The organism is Mesorhizobium sp. P160927, assembly GCF_057766385.1.
On record NZ_JBYMDW010000001.1, the window covers coordinates 831,233 to 849,091 of the forward strand.

Genomic DNA, 17,859 nt, shown 5'->3' on the forward strand with positions numbered 1-17,859 from the left:
ATTGCGCCTTGCGTTCTATATGCTTTGAATGGTGAACGCTATGCGACCGCGGCCTTCGGCTGGACGGTCCGGCCTAGAGGCAGGGATTGATTGGCGGAAAATATGGGCTTCTTCGACTTCGGCACGATTTTCTTCCTGATCGCGGCGGTGGTGATCTTCTTCCAACTGCGCAACGTGCTGGGCCGCCGGACCGGTAGCGAGCGGCCGCCTTTCGACCCCTACACGGCGGCGCGCACCGACAAGGACGCCACGCAGAAGCCCGAGAACGTCGTTTCGCTGCCGCGCAAGCGGGCGCCTGGCGAGCCGGCGGCGGCCGACACCTATACGGCCATCGACGCCTTCGCCAAGCCCGGCACCGATCTCAACAAGGGCTTGCGCGCGATCAAGGACAACGACTCCTCCTTCGACCCCAAGGGGTTCGTCGACGGCGCCAAGATGGCCTATGAGATGATCGTCATGGCCTATGCCGACGGCGACCGCAAAACGCTGAAGAACCTTCTGTCCCGCGAGGTCTATGACGGCTTCGTCGCCGCGATCGGCGAGCGCGAGGCCAAGTCGGAGAAGATCCAGTCCTCCTTCGTCGGCATCGACAAGGCCGACATCGTCTCGGCCGAGATGAAGGGCGGCGAGGCGCATGTGACGCTGCGCATCATCAGCGAGCTGATCTCGGCGACGCGCGACCAGGCCGGTACGGTCATCGACGGCGATCCCGAGACGGTGGCCGAGGTCAAGGATGTCTGGACCTTCGCCCGCGACACACGCTCGCGCGATCCGAACTGGAAGCTCGTCGCCACCGAAGAAGAAGACTGAGTCCGAAAAAGGCAGGCTCCGGTGTCGCTGTCGCCTCTCCTTGTAGAAAGGTCCTTCGGCGGCCTGCCCGGCTGGGGCGACGACGACCACCTGCCGGCCTTCGCTGCTTTTGCCCGGTCCGCCTTCCATGTGCCGGTAAAACCCTATCGCAGCGGTGCGCTCGGCGTCGATTTCGGCGCCTTCGCAGGGGCCTATGCGCAAGCACGCGAAGCCCCTGCCGCCAGTTCGTCCGAAGCGCGTGCCTTCTTCGAGCGCCATTTCGTGCCCATGCTGGTGCGGCCGGACACCGGCGCCGGTCTCGTCACCGGTTTCTACGAGCCGCAAGTCGAGGCATCGCCGGTACGGACGGAGCGTTTCTGCGTGCCGCTGCTGTCGCGTCCGGCCAATCTCATTGACGTGGACGACGCCAACCGGCCCGCCGGGATGGATCCTTACCTCGCCTTCGCGCGCCGGACCGCCGATGGGCTGGCCGAATATCCCGACCGTGGCGCGATCGAGCGCGGCGCGCTCGCCGGCCAGGGGCTGGAGATCGCCTGGCTGGCCGACAAGGTCGATGCCTTCTTCATCCATGTCCAAGGCGCGGCGCGGCTTGTCATGACGGACGGGCGGCTTAGCCGCGTCACCTACGCCGCCAAGTCAGGCCAGCGCTTTACTGGCCCCGGCAAAATCCTGAGCGGGCTCGGTGAAATCCCGCTGGCGCAGGTGACGATGCAGTCGATCCGCGCCTGGTTCAAGGCGCATCCGGAGCGGGTCGACGAGATCCTGTGGCAGAACCGCTCCTACATCTTCTTCCGCGAGGCTGCAGTGGAAGATGCCGCGCTCGGTCCGATCGCCGCCGCCAAGGTGCCGCTGACGCCGGGCCGCTCGATGGCCGTCGACCGGCTGCTGCACACATTCGGCACGCCCTTTTACATCGACGCGCCGACGCTCACCGCCTTCGACGAAAGGCCGTTCCGGCGGCTGATGATCGCGCAGGACACCGGCTCGGCCATAACAGGGCCGGCGCGGGGCGACCTGTTCGCCGGCTCGGGCGATGCCGCCGGCGAGATCGCCGGCGTGGTGCGCAACGCCGCCGATTTTTATGCGCTGGTGCCGCGCGCGCTGGCCGGGGGCGCGAGATGAGCAAGCGCGGGGATAAGCTCAGCGACGACGATCGGGTGCTGTGGAACCTGGTGGCGCGCACCGCCAAGCCGCTCAAAGGCCGCGCCGCCGTCGACATTCCGGACATGGCCGTCGATGCCAGGCCGACGCCGGCGCAGCCGGTCCAGCCTTCCGCCAACGCGCCGGGCACGGTAAAGCCGAAGATCCAGCATGTCACGCACCGCCTCGACGAGCCGACGCTGGACAAGCTGCAAAAAGGCCGGCTGCCGATCGAGGGCCGCGTCGACCTGCATGGCATGACGCAGGACGAGGCCTATTCGCTGCTGTTCTCATTCCTGCACCGGGCGCATGCCGGCGGCGTCCGCTATGTGCTGGTCATCACCGGCAAGGGGTCTTCCTCGGGCGGCGATGGCATCTTGCGGCGCGCCGTGCCGGCCTGGCTGTCGACACCGGCGTTCCGGCCGCTGGTTTCCAGTCACGACCATGCCGCCCGCAACCATGGCGGCTCGGGCGCGCTTTATATCAGGTTGCGGCGGGCGCGCTCATGACGCCGTTCGGCGAGCGGCTGCGGGCGCTGCGCGCCGCGCGCGGCGTCAGCCAGAAGGACATGGCGGCGGCGATCGGCGTCAGCGCCGCCTATCTCTCGGCACTGGAGCACGGCAGGCGCGGCGCGCCGACCTGGACGCTGATCCAGAAGATCATCGGTTATTTCAACGTCATATGGGACGATGCGGAGGAGCTGGCGCGGCTGGCCGAAACCTCGCATCCGCGGGTGAAACTCGATACGTCGGGTCTTTCCCCCGCCGCCACCGAACTTGCCAATCTTCTGGCCGAGACCATCGAGAAACTCGATGAGGCCGAGCTTCTGCGCATTACCGCTTCGATCCGCGCGGCGCTGGGCCGGCGGTCTTAGCTTGACGGCGCCCGTCGGCGAGCAGCAGGCGGGCGCCGTGCTGAGATCAATTCTTGCCGGCTGTGCTGCCGCCATTGCCGCCACGACCATGGTCGCCATGACCCTGGCCCCCATTTCCACCTCCCAGGCAGTCCGAAGCGCCGGCCTCGCCGCAACAGCGGCCGGCCCACAAATCGTTGAGGTTGGTGTTGGCGCAGCTTGGAATGGTCTGCCCGGCCAGAGCGGATCCGGTCAGCGCCGCAACGGCAGCCGCGGCGAGGAGAGTGTTGCGCAGAAAAGCAGTCATTTGAAGTCTCCATGATTTGGGTTTTTATCGTTCACGGCTATGTGTCGCCGGGCGAACGGAAATGGTTCACGGAGGGATGAAAGATTTACTGGAGAGCGACGCAAGACGCGCGATCGGCAATGTTAGCGCCGCCCCTCATCTAACCGGCATCTTCTCCCCGTAGAACGGGAGAAGGGGCAACCTCGCCACCCTTCTTGCACCACTAACAATTGGCGAAACCGTTGATGACGGCACATTTCTCCCCGTCACGGGGAGAAATGCCCGGCAGGGTAATGACGGGCGGCGCCGGCCATCGCAAGGAAAAAGCGGGAAGACACTTTCGGCACGAGAGCTGCGCGGTTCGAACCCGCGGCGCTCTTTGCTACTGCACCGAGCCGACCAGGACCTGCTGGCCGCCGCGGATCGAGACCCAGCGGCCGGTGTTGTCGATCGCCTGCCGCTTGAGGAAGCGGTAGCCGGTCTGGTCCCAGGACTTGACCTTGTCGGTCAGATTGTCGAGCACATAGTCGCCGCCGTCGGTGCGCACCGTCAGCACGGCGTGGCCTTCACCGTCGGGCTTGCGGACCACGGTTATCAGGAGGTCGGCGAGCGACATGCCCATGCGGGACAGCTGGCGCCGCTTCTCCAGCACGTAGTCCTCGCAGTCGCCGGCGCCCTTATCCGGATAGGCCCAGACCTCGTCCTTGCCGTAAATGTCCATGTCGCTCATCGGCTTTACGGCGGCATTGACCCTGGCGGTAACGTTGACCAGCTTGCGCATCAACCCCTCGGTCAGGACCGCCGGCGCGAGATTGGCCGGGCGGATCGAGCATTCGCCTGGACGCTGCTTGCAGAAATCGTAGTGGCCGATCGGCTGCGAGGTGAGGCCCCCGGTCGCCATGGCGCCCGAAGCCCAGGCCGGTGCCATCCAGCCCCCCGTTAACGCCAGCCCTGCTGCCGCGCATACGCGCAGCCTTCGCATGGTTGAGGAATTCATTGTCCCCGCTCGCCCTGTTGTTAACGAAACGTTAAGGGCGATTTACACTCCGTGTCAATTACGACGTCGGCCTCATTTGCGGCATGGTTACCAGCAGGGAGGCGCAGCGGCCCTTGTGCAACAGAATCGGACCCGCGGCCGGTTCCGTCTGCAAAACCGCCTACCTCTTGGCGGTGCGGACCAGCTTCGGCTTCACCGGGACGCGGTTCTGGCGGCCATAGCTGGTGATGAAGTCGACGATGCGCGGCACGATTTCGGAGCGGAAGCGCGAGCCGTTGAAGACGCCGTAATGGCCGACTGCCGGCTGCATGTAGTGCGCCTTCTTGTCGCCGGGAATGTTGACGCACAAATCCTGCGCCGCCTTGGTCTGGCCAAGACCCGAAATGTCGTCGTTCTCGCCCTCGACCGTGAACAGGGCAACGTTGCGTATGACGGACGGATCGATCCTGGTGCCGCGATGCGTCATCTCGCCCTTGGGCAGCGCATGGCGCACGAAGACCGTGTCGACCGTCTGCAGATAGAACTCCGCCGTCAGGTCCATCACCGCCAGATATTCGTCATAGAAGTCGCGGTGCTTTTCGGCGTTGTCGCCATCGTGCTTCACGAGGTTCATGAAGAATTCCTTGTGGGCGATGATGTGGCGGTCGAGGTTCATGCTCATGAAGCCGGAAAGCTGCAGGAAACCGGGATAGACCTCGCGGCCGAAGCCCGGCACTGGCCAGGGCGCGCGCATGACGACATTGTCGCGGAACCAGTCGATGCCCTTTTCCTTGGCCAGCAGGTTGACGGCGGTCGGGTTGCGGCGGGTGTCGATCGGTCCGCCCATCAGGGTCATCGTCGAAGGCACGAACGGGTCGCCCTTCGCTTCCATCAGCGCCACGGCCGCAAGCACCGGCACGGAAGGCTGGCACACGGCCATCACATGCGTGTCGGGACCCAGCGTGTGCAGCATGTCGATGACGTAGTCGATATAATCGTCGAGATCGAAGCTGCCATCGGCCAGCGGCACCATGCGGGCGTCGACCCAGTCGGTGATATGGACGTCGGCATAGGGCAGCATCGCCTCGACCGTGCCGCGCAGCAGCGTGGCATAGTGGCCCGACATCGGCGCCACGATCAAAAGCTTCGGGTCGGCCTTGCGCCCGGCAGGAACGGCGCGCTCGAACCGGACGAGATTGCAGAACGGCTTCGACCAGACTGTCTTTTCGGTGACCGCGACGCTCGTCCAGTCGACCACCGTCTTGGCTAGGCCGAATTGCGGCTTGCCGTAGCGGCGCGTGGTGCGCTCGAACAGCTCGGCGCCCGCGGCGATCGAACGGCCCCAGGGCATATGCGAAACCGGGTTGAGCGGGTTGGAGTAGAACAACCGGACCGCGTCGGCATAGAGCCGCGCCGGCTGCAGGGCGGCGTGGTTCATTTCGTAGAGCTGGTAGAACATACGTTACCCCGCGACCGAAGGGACGACGATCAGCGCCGTGCCCAGATGTCTCGCGGGAACGTTAACAACTAATTGCTGCGATGCAATACGTCACGTGGCGTGACCAATGCTTCTTTCGTTGAAAGCCTTTAAAACCTGGCACGGCCGGCCCAGCCGGCTCAATGTGCAGTGCCGAAATGTGTACGATATGTGTCGCCTGCACCCGACCATGATCCCGAAAGTTCCCGGTTGCTCCGCTGATCCGCGGTCGGCAAGAGATCATGGTCAGGAGACGATCAAATCAGACGCGCGCCATGCAGACGGAAGTCTGTCCGGAGCCGACGAAGCCGAGCTGGCCGGCGGCGCCTTTCGACAGGTCGAGCACCCGGCCCTTGATGAAGGGCCCGCGATCGTTGATGCGCACGACGACGCTGCGGCCGTTGTTCTTGTTGGTGACCCGCAATTTGGTGCCGAAAGGCAGGGTGCGGTGGGCGGCGGTCATCGCCGAGGGGTTCATGCGCTCGCCCGATGCGGTCCTCGAGTGCAGCGCGTACCAGGAAGCGCGGCCACACTGACCGGCGGCGGCGGTTGCCGAAGTGGCGGAAGCGCCTACCATCAGGCCAGCAGCGATCGTTACCGCGACAAGCGCGGTCTGTTTCGTGGTCTTCATATTTGGGGGATGGCTCCGTTTTTGACAGACCCAAGCCGTTAGGTGGGAAATAAGGCAGGAAATGCGGCAGTGATCTGGCGGTTCCATGGCAAGATCACACGTTTGGAGTCGGCGGGTAACAGTTTGTCAGGGATTTTCGGACCGGACTTCATCAGTTATCGATGATGTTCGTGCCGATATCCGAGATCCGTTTGACAAGATCCGATTAATCTCCAAGTAGAAACCGCTGGGATCGAGCCACTTCCTCTGGCTCTTTCATCGCGGCTATGGCGCCGCTGTCGATCGACTGGGAAAGCGAGATCCGACAATGAAACTGACCAAGAATCTGCTGGCGTTGATTGTACTCGCGATCGGTGCGTTGTGGTCGCTGCAAGGCATCGGCGTGGTCGGCGGCAGCTTCATGACCGGCCAATCGCAATGGCTCTATATCGGCCTCGCCGCCATGCTGGCCGGCCTGGCGGGACTGGTATGGGCGAACCGTAGGCAGGGTTGAGGTTCGAGCAAACGCGCCCGGTGCTGAGCGCGCCGGCCGTGACCGCGTTCACTGCGACCAGTACTGCCAGGCCCAGTAAAAACTCTCGTCGCGCGGTGGCAGGCGATCGCGCCCGGCGCGAAGATGGATCGGCGCCGGCGAGTGCGGGCTGTCCTCACTTTCCGCGTTCTCATCGGAAGCAAGGCCGAGCAGCCAGGCGCCGACATGGGCAAACAACACGGCGGTGGAATGGGTCATCGTCATTCTCCTTTTCCGATCATTCCCGCCCCGCCCATGGGACCAGCACGCGCTCGATGCGGCGGATGGTGAATTCGAGCACGAAGGCGATGGCCGCGATCACCAAGATGCCCATGATCACCACGTCGGTGACGAGAAACTGGGCCGCCGACTGGATCATGAAGCCAAGCCCGCGCGTCGCCGCCACCAGCTCGGCCGCGACCAGTGTCGACCAACCGGCGCCGAGCGCGATGCGCAGGCCGGTCAGGATCGAGGGCAGGGCGCTGGGCAGGATCACGTGGCGGACCACTTGGCGCCGAGTCGCACCAAGCGAACGCGCGGCGTTGATGCGCTCCCGCGAGACGCCGCGGACGCCCGAGGCGGTCGACAGGGCGACCGGCGCCAGCATGGCGATGGCGATCACCAGGATTTTCGAAGGCTCGCCGATGCCGAACCAAATGATGACCAGCGGCAGGTAGGCCAGCGGTGGGATCGGCCGCAGGAATTCGAGCAGCGGATCGAAGATGCCGCGCCCCACCGTGCTGATGCCGATGGCGAGCCCCACCGGCACCCCGACCAGGATGGCGGCGACCAGCGCGGCAAAGACGCGGCCCAGACTGGCGACGACATGCTGCGACAGCGTCGCGTCGACGCTGCCGTCGTTCATAACCACGATGAACTTGTTCCACACGGCAAGCGGCGAGGGCAGGAACACCGGCGACACCAGTTGCAGGCGGGCCGAGAGTGTCCAGAGCGCCAGCACCGCCAGGATGGTGGTGGCGCTGACCATGCGCGCCGAAACGCCCGTCCGTTTCGCCCGTGGCCTGGACCAGGGCACCGACAGGCCGTCGGTTTCGTCTGTCCTTGAACCGGGCCGTTCCGTGTAGGAGGAAATGGTCATGCCGCCTCTCCCTCGAAGATCGCGTCGGTCAGTTCGCCGCGCGCAGCCCCGAAGGCCGGATCGGCCTTGATGGCGCGAATGGGCTCGCCTGCCGCGTAACGCCTGGAGAAGCACGGCTCGAAGGTTCGCACCACGCGGCCCGGGCCGGGCGCCAGCACGACGATGCGGGTGGCGAGCACCAGCGCCTCCTCGATGCCGTGCGTGACCATCAGCACGCCGGCATGGCTTGCCGTCCAAAGGTCGAGCAGCGTCGTCTGCATGCGCTCGCGCGTCAGCGCGTCAAGCGCGCCGAGCGGCTCGTCGAGCAGCAGGAATACGGGTTCGGCGGCGAGCGCCCGGGCAAGGCCGACACGCTGGCGCATGCCGCCGGAGAGCTCCCAGATACGTTTGTCGCCGGCTTCAGCGAGTTTGACCAGCGCCAGCAGTTCATCGGCGCGGCGCGCCCGTTCGGCTGGCCTCACACCGCGCAACCTGAGCGCGAAGGCGACGTTCTCGCGCGCCGTGAGCCACGGAAACAGAGCATCGTTCTGGAACACCACCGCCCGATCAGAACCGGGCCCGGTGATCGGCTTGCCATTGACCGTGGCACTGCCGCGCGCGGGCGTGACCAGGCCTGCCGCGACGTTGAGCAGCGAGGTCTTGCCACAGCCGGAGCGGCCGACAAGGACGACGAAATCGTCCTTGGCAACGCCGATCGACACGTGCTCGACGGCGGGTGCCGGCTGGCCGTCATAGTGGATGAAGATCTTGTCGAGCACGAGATGCTGCATGGGCCTCGCCGATTTGAAGGATATCCGCCTGCCCCGAAACCGCGCCTCGTCTGCGACTTCGGGACAGGCAACGCGCGGCGTCAGGGAAGGAGAGCCGCGTGTGCGACGCGTCAGTTCGAGGCCAGCGCCTCGGTGACGTATTTCGAAGTGACATATTTCGAATAGTCCGGCAGCACCGCGTCGACCTTGCCTTGCTCCTTGAGGAAGGCGGATGCCGCCGCGATCGCAGTGACCGTGCCGCCGCCGAGGAACTTCCCGGATGCCTGCTCTTCAAGGGTGGGGAAGACGTAGCCCTTGAGCAACTCCGGCACCTCTTCCAGCTTGGCGCCCGTGAGCTTGGCGATCGCCGCGGCCTGCGGCGACGACACCGACCAGGCGTCGGGCTTGGCGAGATAGTCCCCATAGGCGGTGCCCGTCACCTTGACGAAGTCGCGCACGGCTTCCGGGTTCTTCTCGGCGAAGTCGGTGCGCACTATCCAGGCGTCGAAGGTTGGCGCGCCCCAGGCGGCGACCTGCGAGGAATCCAGCACCACCTTGCCGGATGTCTTGATCTGGCCCAGCGCCGGATCCCAGACATAGGCGGCGTCGATATCGCCGCGCGCGAAAGCGGCGGCGATTTCCGGCGGCCTTAGGTTGAGGATCTGGACCGATTTCGGATCGACATTCTCGTGCTTGAGCGCGGCAAGCAGGCTGTAATGCGTCGTCGACACGAACGGCACGGCGACCTTCTTGCCGGCGAGGTCCGCGACCTTCCCGATGCCGGCGCCGTTGCGGGCGACCAGCGCCTCGGATTGCCCGATCAGGCCGACGACGAAAATGGTCTGGATCGGCAGTTCTCGGCTTGCGGCGGCCGCCAGCGGGCTCGAGCCGACATAGCCGATATCGACCGAGCCGGAGGCGACGGCGGCGATGACATCGGCGCCGGAATCGAACTTGCGCCAATCGATGCTGGCCTTGGTGGCCTTCTCATAGGCGCCGTCGGCCTGCGGCACTTTCGAGGGCTCGACCACCGTCTGGTAGCCGATGGTGATCTTCAAGTCGTTGGCCATGGCCGGGCCGAGGAAGGCGGCGCCGGCAAGGGCAGCGGAAGACAGGAGGAGGATGCGTCGCGAAATGCTGGACATGAAAGGCTCCTTGAAAGGAAAAACCGGATTGCATGTCCATAGTTCGCTAATTCCATGGTTCTTGTAGAGTTAAATCCTTCCAAGGAAGAAGAGCTTATTGGAAAAAAGCCACCGCCGGCGGGTCGCCACGGCGGAAGTGACGGTTGCCGGCGTCCAAGAGCGGCGGCCCACCAACTTTGACCCGAGGGCGCGACCTCGACGGTTGCAGATACAGACAGGTTCAAACGAGATTCCGATTTTTCCCTACTTCCTGCAAACTTGTGCTTCAAACTGCAGAGAATTTAAAACCGGGTTCCGCGTACCGGCATTTAAGTATAGTAACCTTATGGACATAGGAGTGAGGTGCCGATGCCAGGCCATACCAAGCGTATTATGGCGACTGCTGGGGGTACTGGGTTCCGGCTGCAGGCCTTCGTGCAAGTCAGCCATGTTTTCCGTGTCATCGGTGTCACAAGCCGGGGGTAAAATCGCCACAACGGCTTGAAAACCAAGCAAGATCAACCGCAATTGGCTTGAATATCATGTCGCTGGAATTTATGTGTCATGGTGGCTTCGGCGCGGCGGGGAGGCACCCGAGGCGTTTCGCAACGGATGGCTTAGGGCCATCGCAGGACAGAGAAACGTTCGGTTCATGCTCACCAAAAAAGGCAAGTACGGCCTCAAGGCGCTCGTACATCTCGCGCACATGCCCGCCGGACGGCTCGCCTTCGTCGGCGATATCGCAACCGGCAACAACATCCCGAAGAAATTCCTCGACGCCATACTGGGCGAGCTGCGCAATGCCGGCTTCGTCCAGAGCCGCAAGGGCAAGGAGGGCGGCTATCGCCTGGCCCGGCCCGCCGACGAGATCAAGGTCGGCCACGTCGTGCGCGTCCTCGACGGGCCGTTGGCCCCGATCCCCTGCGCCAGCCGCACACAATATCAGCGCTGTGAAGATTGCAACGAGGCGACATGCCAAGTCCGACATCTGATGCTGGAAGTCCGGCAGGCGATCGCCGAGGTGCTCGACCAGCGCAGCCTCGCCGAGATGCGCGACATTGCCGACGACCTCCCGGTCGCGAGGGACGACCTGCCGGTGGTGCGGAACGGCCTGTCGGTCGCGGTGAAGGCCCAGGCCTGAAATCGGTACTTCGCAGGGGGCTCGCTCGCGCATGACCGGGCGAACCAACCCGACCCGTTCCATCATCATCGTTGGCGGCGGCGCTAGCGGCGTCGTGCTGGCCGCGCATCTGCTCAAATCGCCCAATCCGGACCTGCGCGTCACACTGATCGAAAAACGCCCGCATTTCGGCCAGGGCATCGCCTATTCGACGCTGCTGTCGGCGCATGTGCTGAATGTCAGCGCCGCCGGCATGAGCGCCTACGCCGACGATCCCGGCAATTTCTGGCGCTGGCTGCTGGAGCGGGGGTTTGCGACACCGGAGCAGGCTCCGGTCTATGCGCCGCGCAGCCTCTATGCGCTTTATCTCAAGGAATTGCTCGACGACCTGGAAGCGCGCGAGCGCGAGGCCGGCCGGCTGCGCCTGATCCGCGAGGAGAGCCTGTCGATCACGCCGACTGCGTCCGGGGTCGAGGTGGCGCTCGCCAACGGCACCAGCGTGGTCGCCCATCTTGCCGTGCTCGCCACCGGCCATGACGAACAGCCCGCGCAGGGCCATGCGATCCGGATGGGCTCGGAAGCCGACACCGCGCTTGATCCCGATAGCCGTATCCTGGTGCTGGGCACGGGCTTGAGCATGGTCGATGCATTCCTTTCCCTGGAGCAGCGCGGCCATCGCGGCGACATCATCGCGGTGTCGCGGCGCGGCCTGCTGCCCTCGCCGCATCGCAAGGGCAATCCGATCAAACTCGACGTCGCCGATATCCCGCTCGGCACCCAGCTCTCCTATTTCGTCGGCTGGTTCCGCGACCTCATTCGTGAGAACCAGAAGGCCGGCGTCGACTGGCGCGACGTGGTGGACGGCCTGCGCCCCTTCAACCAGAAGATCTGGCAGAACTGGCCGGCCTCGGCCAAGCGCCGCTTCGTCGAACACACCAAGGCCTGGTGGGACATCCATCGCCACCGCATAGCACCCGAGGTCTACGCCAGGGTGACGGAAGCCGTGCAATCGGGCCACGTCCGGCCGCTCGCCGGGCGCGTCGTCGGCGTCACGCCGGGCGACGGCTTCGCGGTGGAGGTCCAGTCGCGCCATACCCAGCGTCTCGAAACATTCGACGTCGCCCGCATCTACGATTGCTCGGGTATCGTGCGCGACATCTCGACCTCGCCGAACAGCGTGGTGCGCTCGCTGGTCGGCCGCGGTCTGGCGCGGCCGGATCCGCTTCGCATCGGCCTCGACGTCTCGGCCAATTGCGAGATCATCGCCGCCGACGGCACCGTTTCGCGAAAAATCCTCGCCGTCGGCCCGCTGACGCGCGGCACCTTCTTCGAGATCGACGCCATTCCCGATATCCGCGTCCAGTGCGCCAGGCTGAGCAAGCGGTTGCTAGGCTAAGCAATCTCGGCGGGTGATCGCCTTCCGCGATCGCACCATATCCGGCTGAGTGCAGTCTGGTATCTATTCGGCCGGAACAACTTCTGTCTTTAACTATAAGACGGCAGGACTAAAGTCTTGCGCGCTGGTAGGCCTTGGTCCGAGAGGCCTTCAAACGTTCTGTTCTTGTCCATTGGACGTTCCGTACTTTAGTCAATTGATATATATACGAGACGTGACGCAGTCCCGTTGCCAAGGCGTTCTCATCCTCGACCGTGCGGAAGTGCATTTCAGCCGGCGCGAAGAGCCATTCTGGTTCGGCGCATCGATCACCGCTCTCCTAGTGGCGACATCGCGCGCCCAGCTTACGAGTTCAAGCTGGCCGCGGGCTATCCAGCGGACAAAGAATGGCCGGTGCGGGGATGCTTGGGTTGGAAGCAGGTCGCACCGGCCATCGCGGGTTAGGCTTCGATTGGGATCGTCCCCCGCATGGCCAAGCTACACATATATTAGCGATTGCTCAACTAAGACTGAAGTCCCTCCAGCTACCGGCCGGAGGGATGGCGTTCAGCCGCCCAATGCCTCACACACAGCGCGCGCGGTCTCGGCGCCGGAAAAATTCTGCTGGCCGGTGATCAGGTTGCCGTCGCGCACCGCAAAGGCGCGCCACAGGCCGGCCTGGACATAGTTGGCGCCGATCGCCTTCAGCTCATCCTCGATCCGCCACGGCATCAGATGTTTGCCGCGCTCCAGCGCACCCATCCCCCAGGTCGCTTTGTCGGCGAAATCCTCCTCGATATTCGCGAACCCGGTCACCGTCTTGTCGGCGACGAGCAGCGAACCGTCGGCGCGCCTGGCATAGCGCAGCAGCGCTGTGCCATGGCAGAGCGCCGCGGCCACCTTGCCCGCTTCGTGGAAGGCGACGAAGATCCGTTGCAGCGCTTCCGCCCGGGCGTAGTTGAACATCGGCGCCTGGCCGCCGGCGACGACGATCGCGTCGAAGCCGTCGAGCGCGATCTCCGCGACAGGCCTTGTGTTGTCGACCAGGCTCGCCAGTTTCGGGCTCGAGATGAAGCCGAGCGAGATGAGGTCGGTTTCCGAATAGCCCGAGGGATCACGCGGATCGCTCAGCGCGTCCGCCTCGCATCTGCCGCCATCGGGCGAGAAGATCTCGACGTCGTAACCCCGCTCGGTGAAAACGAACCACGGATGCGTCAGCTCGCTCCACCAGAAGCCGACCGGCCAGCCGGTCGTGGTCGAGACGGCCGGATTAGCGATGACGATCGCCACCCGTTTCGGCCTGCGCGCATTGACCGGATTGGTATCCCGTACACTCATCCTGGCTCTCCTTCATGAAGCTGTCGCCGATAAAGCCGAATGCTGCAATCTGGCCGTATGGGCGGGCAAAATCCGCTTTCGCCGCCGCCGGGCGTTGCCTACGGTGGCGGCATGGCACCACGCGGCAGACTTTACGGTTGTCCAGTCGAGTTCGCGCTCGACGCACTGGGCGGCAAATGGAAGACGGTAATCCTGGCCCGGATCAAGCAAGGTCCGCTGCGCTATTCCGAGTTGCGCCGATCGATCCCTTCGCTTTCCGACAAGATGCTGACGCAGCGCCTGGCCAACCTGGTCGAGATCGGCTTTGTCGCGCTGGAGGCGTCGCCCGACGGCAAGGGACGCTATGTCTTGACCGAGCGTGGTCGCGATCTGGCCACCACGCTGCAAGCGCTCTACGACTGGGGCGATGTGCACGGGCGCGCGGACGGCGTCCGCTTCCGCACCGACACCGAGACCCGGCAAGGCGCCTAGATCTTTTATTTTACGCAATTCCCTAGGGAAAGCGCGACGCGCTTTTCCCTGGAAAACCGATCGCACTTTTCCTGGAATTGCTTTAGCTCCCGCCGGCAAGCGCGCCGCAAAAACCCGCGACATCGGTGATGGCAGCCTCGCCGAGGAAGCCAAGCGTGGCTATCGAGCGGTCGCGGGCCTCACGGTTGCCGAAGCCGCAGGCGTCCTCGATCACCACGGCGACAAAACCATTGTCGGTCGCCTGGCGAACGGTCGGCTCGATGCCGATCTCCATCGCCACGCCGGCGAGCGCGACGGCGCGCACACCGCAATCGCGCAAGGCAAAGCTCAGCGCCGTGGAATCGAAGGCCGACATGGTCAGCTTGTCGAACACCGCCTCGTCGGCGCGTGGCGCGAGTTCGGGAACGATCTTCGTCGCCTCGGCATCGCGCGGGAACCAGGGCTCGACCGTGTCTGGACTGTCACGCCGCTGCCAGGCCATGGCGGTGCGCAGCTGGGTGGCGCCCATCCACCTGCGTGGCAAGGAGAGATGGCGTGTGAACGCCACCCGCATGCCGGCCGAGCGGGCTGCTTCGAGGACGCTGCCGGTGCGCTCGACGATGTCGGCCGCGCCAGCGATCTGGCGGCAGATGCCGACCTGCATGTCGTAGATCACCAGCGCCATGCGGCGGGGATCGCACCATTCAGCCAGGCTGGCGGGGATCTCGATGTCTTCGCTGGATCGGATCATGCTGCCGTCCGGTCCCATGGCTTGGCGATGTCGACAGTCGGGTCGAACAGATATTCGAGCGGCAAGGGGGCGGGGTCGAAGGCAAGAAAATGCCATTCCAGCAGCCCGGCCTTCGACAGCGGGAAGTCGTCGGTGTAGTTTCTTGCTTCTTCGACGCTGTCGAGCTCGAAAACGACGATGACGCCGCCGACATCGGCGCGCGCATGGTTTTCGCGCACGATGCCTGCCTTCCAAAGCCGCCAGACATTCGAGACTTCATCGCGCAAATAGGGTTTCAAATCGTCGAGGGTGACGCCGGGCTTGAAGTTGTCATAGGCGAGGATCTTCATCGGCCGTCTCCTTGAATTGATATGGCGAATGTTCGGCTAGCACGGCGAAATCGGCGGCGGCAACGAACGAGGTGGTTCGTTAGACGCCTCGCCTGGGACGGGCCCATGGAATTTCATTCCCCGTCTGGCCACCGGATTGGCACGATCTATCTTCTTTCCAACTGCGATCGGCTGGAAAAGACGCTAGGTTGACCCATGGAGGCTCCGACATGAGCGAGCATAGAAAAACCACGGCCGACAGTGGCTCCTCGGACAGCGCACTCTCGCGCCTGCGCCCGCCCTATGCGTCGTTGCTCGATCTGATAGGGCAGACGCCCATCGTCGAGCTGACCAAATTCGACACCGGAAAATGCCGGCTGTTCATCAAGCTCGAGAGCCAGAACCCTGGCGGCTCGATCAAGGACCGTATCGCGCTGTCGATGATCGCGGCGGCCGAGAAACAGGGCAAGCTGAAGCCCGGCGGCACCATCGTCGAGGCGACAGCCGGCAATACTGGCCTTGGCCTTGCCCAAGTCGGCATTCCCAAGGGGTACCGCATCATCCTGGTGGTGCCCGACAAGATGTCGCGTGAAAAAATCCAGCATCTGCGCGCGCTGGGCGCGGAAGTGCGCATGACGCGTTCCGATGTCGGCAAGGGCCATGCCGAATATTACCAGGACATGGCGGAGAAAATCGCCGCCGAACTGCCCGGTGCCTTCTACGCCAACCAGTTCGCCAATCCGGCCAACCCGCTTGCGCATCAGACGACCACCGGCCCGGAGATTTTCTCGCAGCTTGACGGTGATGTCGACGCGGTGGTGGTCGGCGTCGGCTCGGGCGGCACGCTGACCGGGCTTGGCCGCTACTTCGCCGAGGTGTCGCCGAAGACGGAGATGGTGTTGGCCGATCCGGTCGGCTCGGTGCTGGCGCCGCTGATCAAGACCGGCAAGATGGAAGAGGCGGGAAGCTGGACGGTGGAAGGTATCGGCGAGGATTTCGTGCCGCCCAATGCCGATCTGTCTCTGGTCAAGAAGGCCTATTCCATCACGGACAAGCAGAGCATGCTGGCGGTGAGGGATCTGTTGTCCCGGGAAGGCATCCTGGCCGGTTCGTCTTCGGGCACTTTGTTGTCGGCGGCGCTGCGCTATTGCCGCGAGCAGACGGTGCACAAGCGCGTCGTCACCTTCGTCTGCGACAGCGGCAACAAGTACCTGTCAAAAGTGTTCGACGATTTCTGGCTGGCCGAGCAGGGCTTGGCCGAACACGAACAGCATGGCGACCTGCGCGACCTCGTGATGCGCACTCACCGCACTGGCGATACCGTCTATGTCGGGCCGGACGAGAGCCTGCTCAACGCCTATGGACGCATGCGCCGCTCCGATGTCTCGCAACTGCCGGTGCTCGACAATGGCAAACTCGTCGGCATCGTCGACGAGAGCGACATCCTTGCCCATGTCGACGGCCCCTATGACGGGCGCTGGGAGCGCTTCAACGGCCCGGTGCGCACGGCCATGACCTCGAACCTGCACACGCTGCAGGCCAGCCAGACGCTGGACGCGCTGCTGCCGGTGTTCGACCGCAACGAGGTCGCCATCATCTTCGACGGCGACGAGTTCGTCGGCCTGATTACCCGCATCGACCTGATCAACCATTTGAGGCGCGCACGATGACAACATCCGGAAAGAACCGCCTGGCGTTCTCGACGCGCACCATCCATGGCGGCCAGAGCCACGACCCGCTGACCGGTGCGGTGATGGTGCCGATCTACGCCACCTCGACCTATGGCCAGCAGTCGCCCGGCGTGCACAAGGGTTTCGAATATGCCCGCAGCCAGAACCCGACGCGCTTCGCCTTCGAGCGCGCCGTGGCCGATCTCGAAAGCGGCTCGGCGGCTTTCGCGTTCGCCTCCGGCCTGGCGTCGATCGCCACGGTCCTCGAATTGCTCGATTCGGGCGCGCATATCGTCGCCACCGACGACATTTATGGCGGCTCGTTCCGGCTGATGGAGCGGGTGCGAAAGCGCTCGGCCAATCTGCAGATTTCCTTCGTCGATTTCACCAATCTGGCCGCGGTTGAAGCCGCGATCCGGCCGGAAACAAAAATGCTTTGGGTCGAGACGCCGACCAATCCATTGCTGCGTATCGTCGATCTCGAAGGCGTAGCGGCGTTGGCGAAGCGCAAGGGGATCTTGTCCGTCGCCGACAACACCTTCTGCAGCCCCTATATCCAGCGGCCGCTGGAGCTCGGCATCGACATCGTGGTCCATTCGACAACGAAATATTTGAACGGCCATTCCGACATGGTCGGCGGCGTTGCCGTGGTCGGCGACAACAAGGATCTGGCCGACCGGCTGAAATTCCTGCAGAACGCCATCGGCGCCATATCAGGTCCGTTCGACAGTTTTCTGGCGTTGCGCGGTTTGAAGACCCTGGCGCTCAGGATGGAGCGCCATTCCGCCAACGGCCTGAAGATCGCGCAGTGGCTGGAAGCGCGAAAAGATGTGCGCCGCGTCATCTATCCCGGGCTTGCCAGCCATCCCCAGCACGCCATCGCGGTGCAGCAGATGCATGCCTTCGGCGGCATGATCACCGCTGTGCTCGATCGCGACCTTGCCGGCACCAAACGCTTTCTCGAACGCACGCAGCTGTTCACGCTGGCCGAAAGTCTTGGCGGGGTGGAGAGCCTGATCGAGCACCCGGCGCTGATGACGCATGGTTCCATTCCCGCCGAGAAACGGGCTGAGATCGGCATATCGGATTCGCTGGTGCGGCTGTCGGCGGGGATCGAGGATGGCGACGATCTGATCGCCGATCTGAATCAGGCGCTGGGGGGCTGAGTGCCTTCGGCATGACCAAGGAGCC

21 protein-coding genes are annotated in these 17,859 nt (G+C 64.2%); 10 read left to right on the top strand and 11 right to left on the bottom strand.

Going from position 1 to position 17,859, the window contains the following annotated elements; all coding sequences use genetic code 11:
- The first annotated feature begins 102 nt into the window (after nucleotides 1–102).
- Genes AC3CB8_RS04250 through AC3CB8_RS04265 form a run of 4 tightly spaced genes read left to right on the top strand, consistent with a single transcriptional unit; the run spans nucleotide 103 to nucleotide 2,824 of the window.
- Nucleotides 103–810 carry a Tim44/TimA family putative adaptor protein gene (locus AC3CB8_RS04250; protein ID WP_023772010.1) on the top strand — a complete coding sequence of 236 codons (708 nt, stop codon included), beginning with the start codon at nucleotides 103–105 and terminating at the stop codon, nucleotides 808–810.
- A gap of 21 nt (nucleotides 811–831) precedes the next feature.
- Nucleotides 832–1,932, top strand: coding sequence for a murein transglycosylase A (gene mltA, locus AC3CB8_RS04255; RefSeq protein WP_023793374.1), 1,101 nt, complete (start codon nucleotides 832–834; stop codon nucleotides 1,930–1,932).
- A complete protein-coding gene (locus tag AC3CB8_RS04260) occupies nucleotides 1,929–2,459 on the top strand; it encodes a Smr/MutS family protein (RefSeq protein WP_023781992.1) in 531 nt (176 codons plus the stop codon). Before mltA ends, AC3CB8_RS04260 begins: the two co-directional genes overlap by 4 nt.
- A complete protein-coding gene (locus AC3CB8_RS04265) occupies nucleotides 2,456–2,824 on the top strand; it encodes a helix-turn-helix domain-containing protein (protein ID WP_352563416.1) in 369 nt (122 codons plus the stop codon). The genes AC3CB8_RS04260 and AC3CB8_RS04265 overlap by 4 nt, the downstream gene beginning before the upstream one ends.
- Before the next feature lie 46 nt (nucleotides 2,825–2,870).
- Here the strand turns inward: AC3CB8_RS04265 and AC3CB8_RS04270 are convergent, their stop codons facing one another.
- The 4 genes from AC3CB8_RS04270 to AC3CB8_RS04285 form a co-directional block, all read right to left on the bottom strand.
- Nucleotides 2,871–3,110: a hypothetical protein gene (locus tag AC3CB8_RS04270; protein ID WP_023772014.1), complete on the bottom strand. Its 240-nt coding sequence runs from the start codon at nucleotides 3,108–3,110 to the stop codon at nucleotides 2,871–2,873.
- A gap of 361 nt (nucleotides 3,111–3,471) precedes the next feature.
- Nucleotides 3,472–4,086: a transglutaminase-like cysteine peptidase gene (locus tag AC3CB8_RS04275; RefSeq protein WP_352563415.1), complete on the bottom strand. Its 615-nt coding sequence runs from the start codon at nucleotides 4,084–4,086 to the stop codon at nucleotides 3,472–3,474.
- A gap of 160 nt (nucleotides 4,087–4,246) precedes the next feature.
- Entirely contained in the window at nucleotides 4,247–5,524 is a 1,278-nt protein-coding gene (locus AC3CB8_RS04280; RefSeq protein ID WP_023781991.1) for a polyhydroxyalkanoate depolymerase, read from the bottom strand.
- A gap of 280 nt (nucleotides 5,525–5,804) precedes the next feature.
- Nucleotides 5,805–6,173: a septal ring lytic transglycosylase RlpA family protein gene (locus tag AC3CB8_RS04285; RefSeq protein WP_023772017.1), complete on the bottom strand. Its 369-nt coding sequence runs from the start codon at nucleotides 6,171–6,173 to the stop codon at nucleotides 5,805–5,807.
- A gap of 307 nt (nucleotides 6,174–6,480) precedes the next feature.
- Here AC3CB8_RS04285 and AC3CB8_RS04290 point away from each other — a divergent pair, with 307 nt between their 5' ends.
- Nucleotides 6,481–6,666: an LPXTG cell wall anchor domain-containing protein gene (locus AC3CB8_RS04290; RefSeq protein ID WP_023781990.1), complete on the top strand. Its 186-nt coding sequence runs from the start codon at nucleotides 6,481–6,483 to the stop codon at nucleotides 6,664–6,666.
- Nucleotides 6,667–6,714: 48 nt separating this feature from the next.
- Here the strand turns inward: AC3CB8_RS04290 and AC3CB8_RS04295 are convergent, their stop codons facing one another.
- From AC3CB8_RS04295 to tauA, 4 genes are all read right to left on the bottom strand, one after another.
- Nucleotides 6,715–6,903: a hypothetical protein gene (locus AC3CB8_RS04295; protein ID WP_352563412.1), complete on the bottom strand. Its 189-nt coding sequence runs from the start codon at nucleotides 6,901–6,903 to the stop codon at nucleotides 6,715–6,717.
- A gap of 19 nt (nucleotides 6,904–6,922) precedes the next feature.
- A complete protein-coding gene (locus tag AC3CB8_RS04300; protein WP_352563411.1) occupies nucleotides 6,923–7,783 on the bottom strand; it encodes an ABC transporter permease subunit in 861 nt (286 codons plus the stop codon).
- On the bottom strand, nucleotides 7,780–8,553 hold the full coding sequence (locus AC3CB8_RS04305) for a taurine ABC transporter ATP-binding protein (RefSeq protein ID WP_023772021.1): 774 nt from the start codon (nucleotides 8,551–8,553) through the stop codon (nucleotides 7,780–7,782). The genes AC3CB8_RS04300 and AC3CB8_RS04305 overlap by 4 nt, the downstream gene beginning before the upstream one ends.
- Before the next feature lie 110 nt (nucleotides 8,554–8,663).
- Nucleotides 8,664–9,677, bottom strand: a complete 1,014-nt coding sequence (gene tauA, locus AC3CB8_RS04310) for a taurine ABC transporter substrate-binding protein (protein WP_023772022.1) — start codon at nucleotides 9,675–9,677, stop codon at nucleotides 8,664–8,666.
- A 631-nt stretch (nucleotides 9,678–10,308) separates the two neighbouring features.
- Here tauA and AC3CB8_RS04315 point away from each other — a divergent pair.
- Nucleotides 10,309–10,797 carry an RrF2 family transcriptional regulator gene (locus AC3CB8_RS04315; RefSeq protein WP_023772023.1) on the top strand — a complete coding sequence of 163 codons (489 nt, stop codon included), beginning with the start codon at nucleotides 10,309–10,311 and terminating at the stop codon, nucleotides 10,795–10,797.
- Nucleotides 10,798–10,828: 31 nt separating this feature from the next.
- On the top strand, nucleotides 10,829–12,172 hold the full coding sequence (locus AC3CB8_RS04320) for an FAD/NAD(P)-binding protein (protein ID WP_352563410.1): 1,344 nt from the start codon (nucleotides 10,829–10,831) through the stop codon (nucleotides 12,170–12,172).
- Nucleotides 12,173–12,718: 546 nt separating this feature from the next.
- On the opposite strand, the gene AC3CB8_RS04325 is transcribed toward AC3CB8_RS04320, so the two are convergent.
- Nucleotides 12,719–13,489, bottom strand: a complete 771-nt coding sequence (locus AC3CB8_RS04325) for a type 1 glutamine amidotransferase domain-containing protein (protein WP_023793356.1) — start codon at nucleotides 13,487–13,489, stop codon at nucleotides 12,719–12,721.
- 39 nt (nucleotides 13,490–13,528) lie between these two features.
- Between AC3CB8_RS04325 and AC3CB8_RS04330 the strand changes: the two genes are divergently transcribed.
- Nucleotides 13,529–13,960: a winged helix-turn-helix transcriptional regulator gene (locus AC3CB8_RS04330; protein WP_352726429.1), complete on the top strand. Its 432-nt coding sequence runs from the start codon at nucleotides 13,529–13,531 to the stop codon at nucleotides 13,958–13,960.
- An 82-nt stretch (nucleotides 13,961–14,042) separates the two neighbouring features.
- On the opposite strand, the gene AC3CB8_RS04335 is transcribed toward AC3CB8_RS04330, so the two are convergent.
- Both AC3CB8_RS04335 and AC3CB8_RS04340 read right to left on the bottom strand, forming a co-directional pair.
- On the bottom strand, nucleotides 14,043–14,690 hold the full coding sequence (locus tag AC3CB8_RS04335; RefSeq protein ID WP_023793354.1) for a cysteine hydrolase family protein: 648 nt from the start codon (nucleotides 14,688–14,690) through the stop codon (nucleotides 14,043–14,045).
- Nucleotides 14,687–15,019, bottom strand: coding sequence for a hypothetical protein (locus AC3CB8_RS04340; RefSeq protein ID WP_023772027.1), 333 nt, complete (start codon nucleotides 15,017–15,019; stop codon nucleotides 14,687–14,689). Before AC3CB8_RS04340 ends, AC3CB8_RS04335 begins: the two co-directional genes overlap by 4 nt.
- A 209-nt stretch (nucleotides 15,020–15,228) precedes the next feature.
- On the opposite strand from AC3CB8_RS04340, the gene AC3CB8_RS04345 reads away from it, so the two are divergent.
- Together AC3CB8_RS04345 and AC3CB8_RS04350 are read left to right on the top strand one after the other, a co-directional pair.
- Nucleotides 15,229–16,668, top strand: a complete 1,440-nt coding sequence (locus tag AC3CB8_RS04345) for a pyridoxal-phosphate dependent enzyme (RefSeq protein ID WP_023772028.1) — start codon at nucleotides 15,229–15,231, stop codon at nucleotides 16,666–16,668.
- Complete coding sequence (locus tag AC3CB8_RS04350) at nucleotides 16,665–17,834, top strand: trans-sulfuration enzyme family protein (RefSeq protein WP_023772029.1); 1,170 nt, start codon at nucleotides 16,665–16,667, stop codon at nucleotides 17,832–17,834. Before AC3CB8_RS04345 ends, AC3CB8_RS04350 begins: the two co-directional genes overlap by 4 nt.
- The last annotated feature ends 25 nt before the right edge of the window (nucleotides 17,835–17,859 follow it).

What these genes read in the sequence shown, in the direction of transcription:
- AC3CB8_RS04270 (WP_023772014.1), bottom strand. Translation starts at nt 3,110, where the DNA reads ATGACTGCTTTTCTGCGCAACACTCTCCTCGCCGCGGCTGCCGTTGCG.
- AC3CB8_RS04280 (WP_023781991.1), bottom strand. Translation starts at nt 5,524, where the DNA reads ATGTTCTACCAGCTCTACGAAATGAACCACGCCGCCCTGCAGCCGGCG.
- AC3CB8_RS04315 (WP_023772023.1), top strand. Translation starts at nt 10,309, where the DNA reads ATGCTCACCAAAAAAGGCAAGTACGGCCTCAAGGCGCTCGTACATCTC.
- AC3CB8_RS04295 (WP_352563412.1), bottom strand. Translation starts at nt 6,903, where the DNA reads ATGACCCATTCCACCGCCGTGTTGTTTGCCCATGTCGGCGCCTGGCTG.
- AC3CB8_RS04345 (WP_023772028.1), top strand. Translation starts at nt 15,229, where the DNA reads ATGAGCGAGCATAGAAAAACCACGGCCGACAGTGGCTCCTCGGACAGC.
- AC3CB8_RS04260 (WP_023781992.1), top strand. Translation starts at nt 1,929, where the DNA reads ATGAGCAAGCGCGGGGATAAGCTCAGCGACGACGATCGGGTGCTGTGG.
- AC3CB8_RS04250 (WP_023772010.1), top strand. Translation starts at nt 103, where the DNA reads ATGGGCTTCTTCGACTTCGGCACGATTTTCTTCCTGATCGCGGCGGTG.
- AC3CB8_RS04330 (WP_352726429.1), top strand. Translation starts at nt 13,529, where the DNA reads ATGCTGCAATCTGGCCGTATGGGCGGGCAAAATCCGCTTTCGCCGCCG.
- AC3CB8_RS04325 (WP_023793356.1), bottom strand. Translation starts at nt 13,489, where the DNA reads ATGAGTGTACGGGATACCAATCCGGTCAATGCGCGCAGGCCGAAACGG.
- AC3CB8_RS04290 (WP_023781990.1), top strand. Translation starts at nt 6,481, where the DNA reads ATGAAACTGACCAAGAATCTGCTGGCGTTGATTGTACTCGCGATCGGT.
- AC3CB8_RS04350 (WP_023772029.1), top strand. Translation starts at nt 16,665, where the DNA reads ATGACAACATCCGGAAAGAACCGCCTGGCGTTCTCGACGCGCACCATC.
- AC3CB8_RS04340 (WP_023772027.1), bottom strand. Translation starts at nt 15,019, where the DNA reads ATGAAGATCCTCGCCTATGACAACTTCAAGCCCGGCGTCACCCTCGAC.
- AC3CB8_RS04275 (WP_352563415.1), bottom strand. Translation starts at nt 4,086, where the DNA reads ATGAATTCCTCAACCATGCGAAGGCTGCGCGTATGCGCGGCAGCAGGG.
- AC3CB8_RS04285 (WP_023772017.1), bottom strand. Translation starts at nt 6,173, where the DNA reads ATGAAGACCACGAAACAGACCGCGCTTGTCGCGGTAACGATCGCTGCT.
- AC3CB8_RS04305 (WP_023772021.1), bottom strand. Translation starts at nt 8,553, where the DNA reads ATGCAGCATCTCGTGCTCGACAAGATCTTCATCCACTATGACGGCCAG.
- tauA (WP_023772022.1), bottom strand. Translation starts at nt 9,677, where the DNA reads ATGTCCAGCATTTCGCGACGCATCCTCCTCCTGTCTTCCGCTGCCCTT.
- AC3CB8_RS04300 (WP_352563411.1), bottom strand. Translation starts at nt 7,783, where the DNA reads ATGACCATTTCCTCCTACACGGAACGGCCCGGTTCAAGGACAGACGAA.
- AC3CB8_RS04265 (WP_352563416.1), top strand. Translation starts at nt 2,456, where the DNA reads ATGACGCCGTTCGGCGAGCGGCTGCGGGCGCTGCGCGCCGCGCGCGGC.
- AC3CB8_RS04335 (WP_023793354.1), bottom strand. Translation starts at nt 14,690, where the DNA reads ATGATCCGATCCAGCGAAGACATCGAGATCCCCGCCAGCCTGGCTGAA.
- AC3CB8_RS04320 (WP_352563410.1), top strand. Translation starts at nt 10,829, where the DNA reads ATGACCGGGCGAACCAACCCGACCCGTTCCATCATCATCGTTGGCGGC.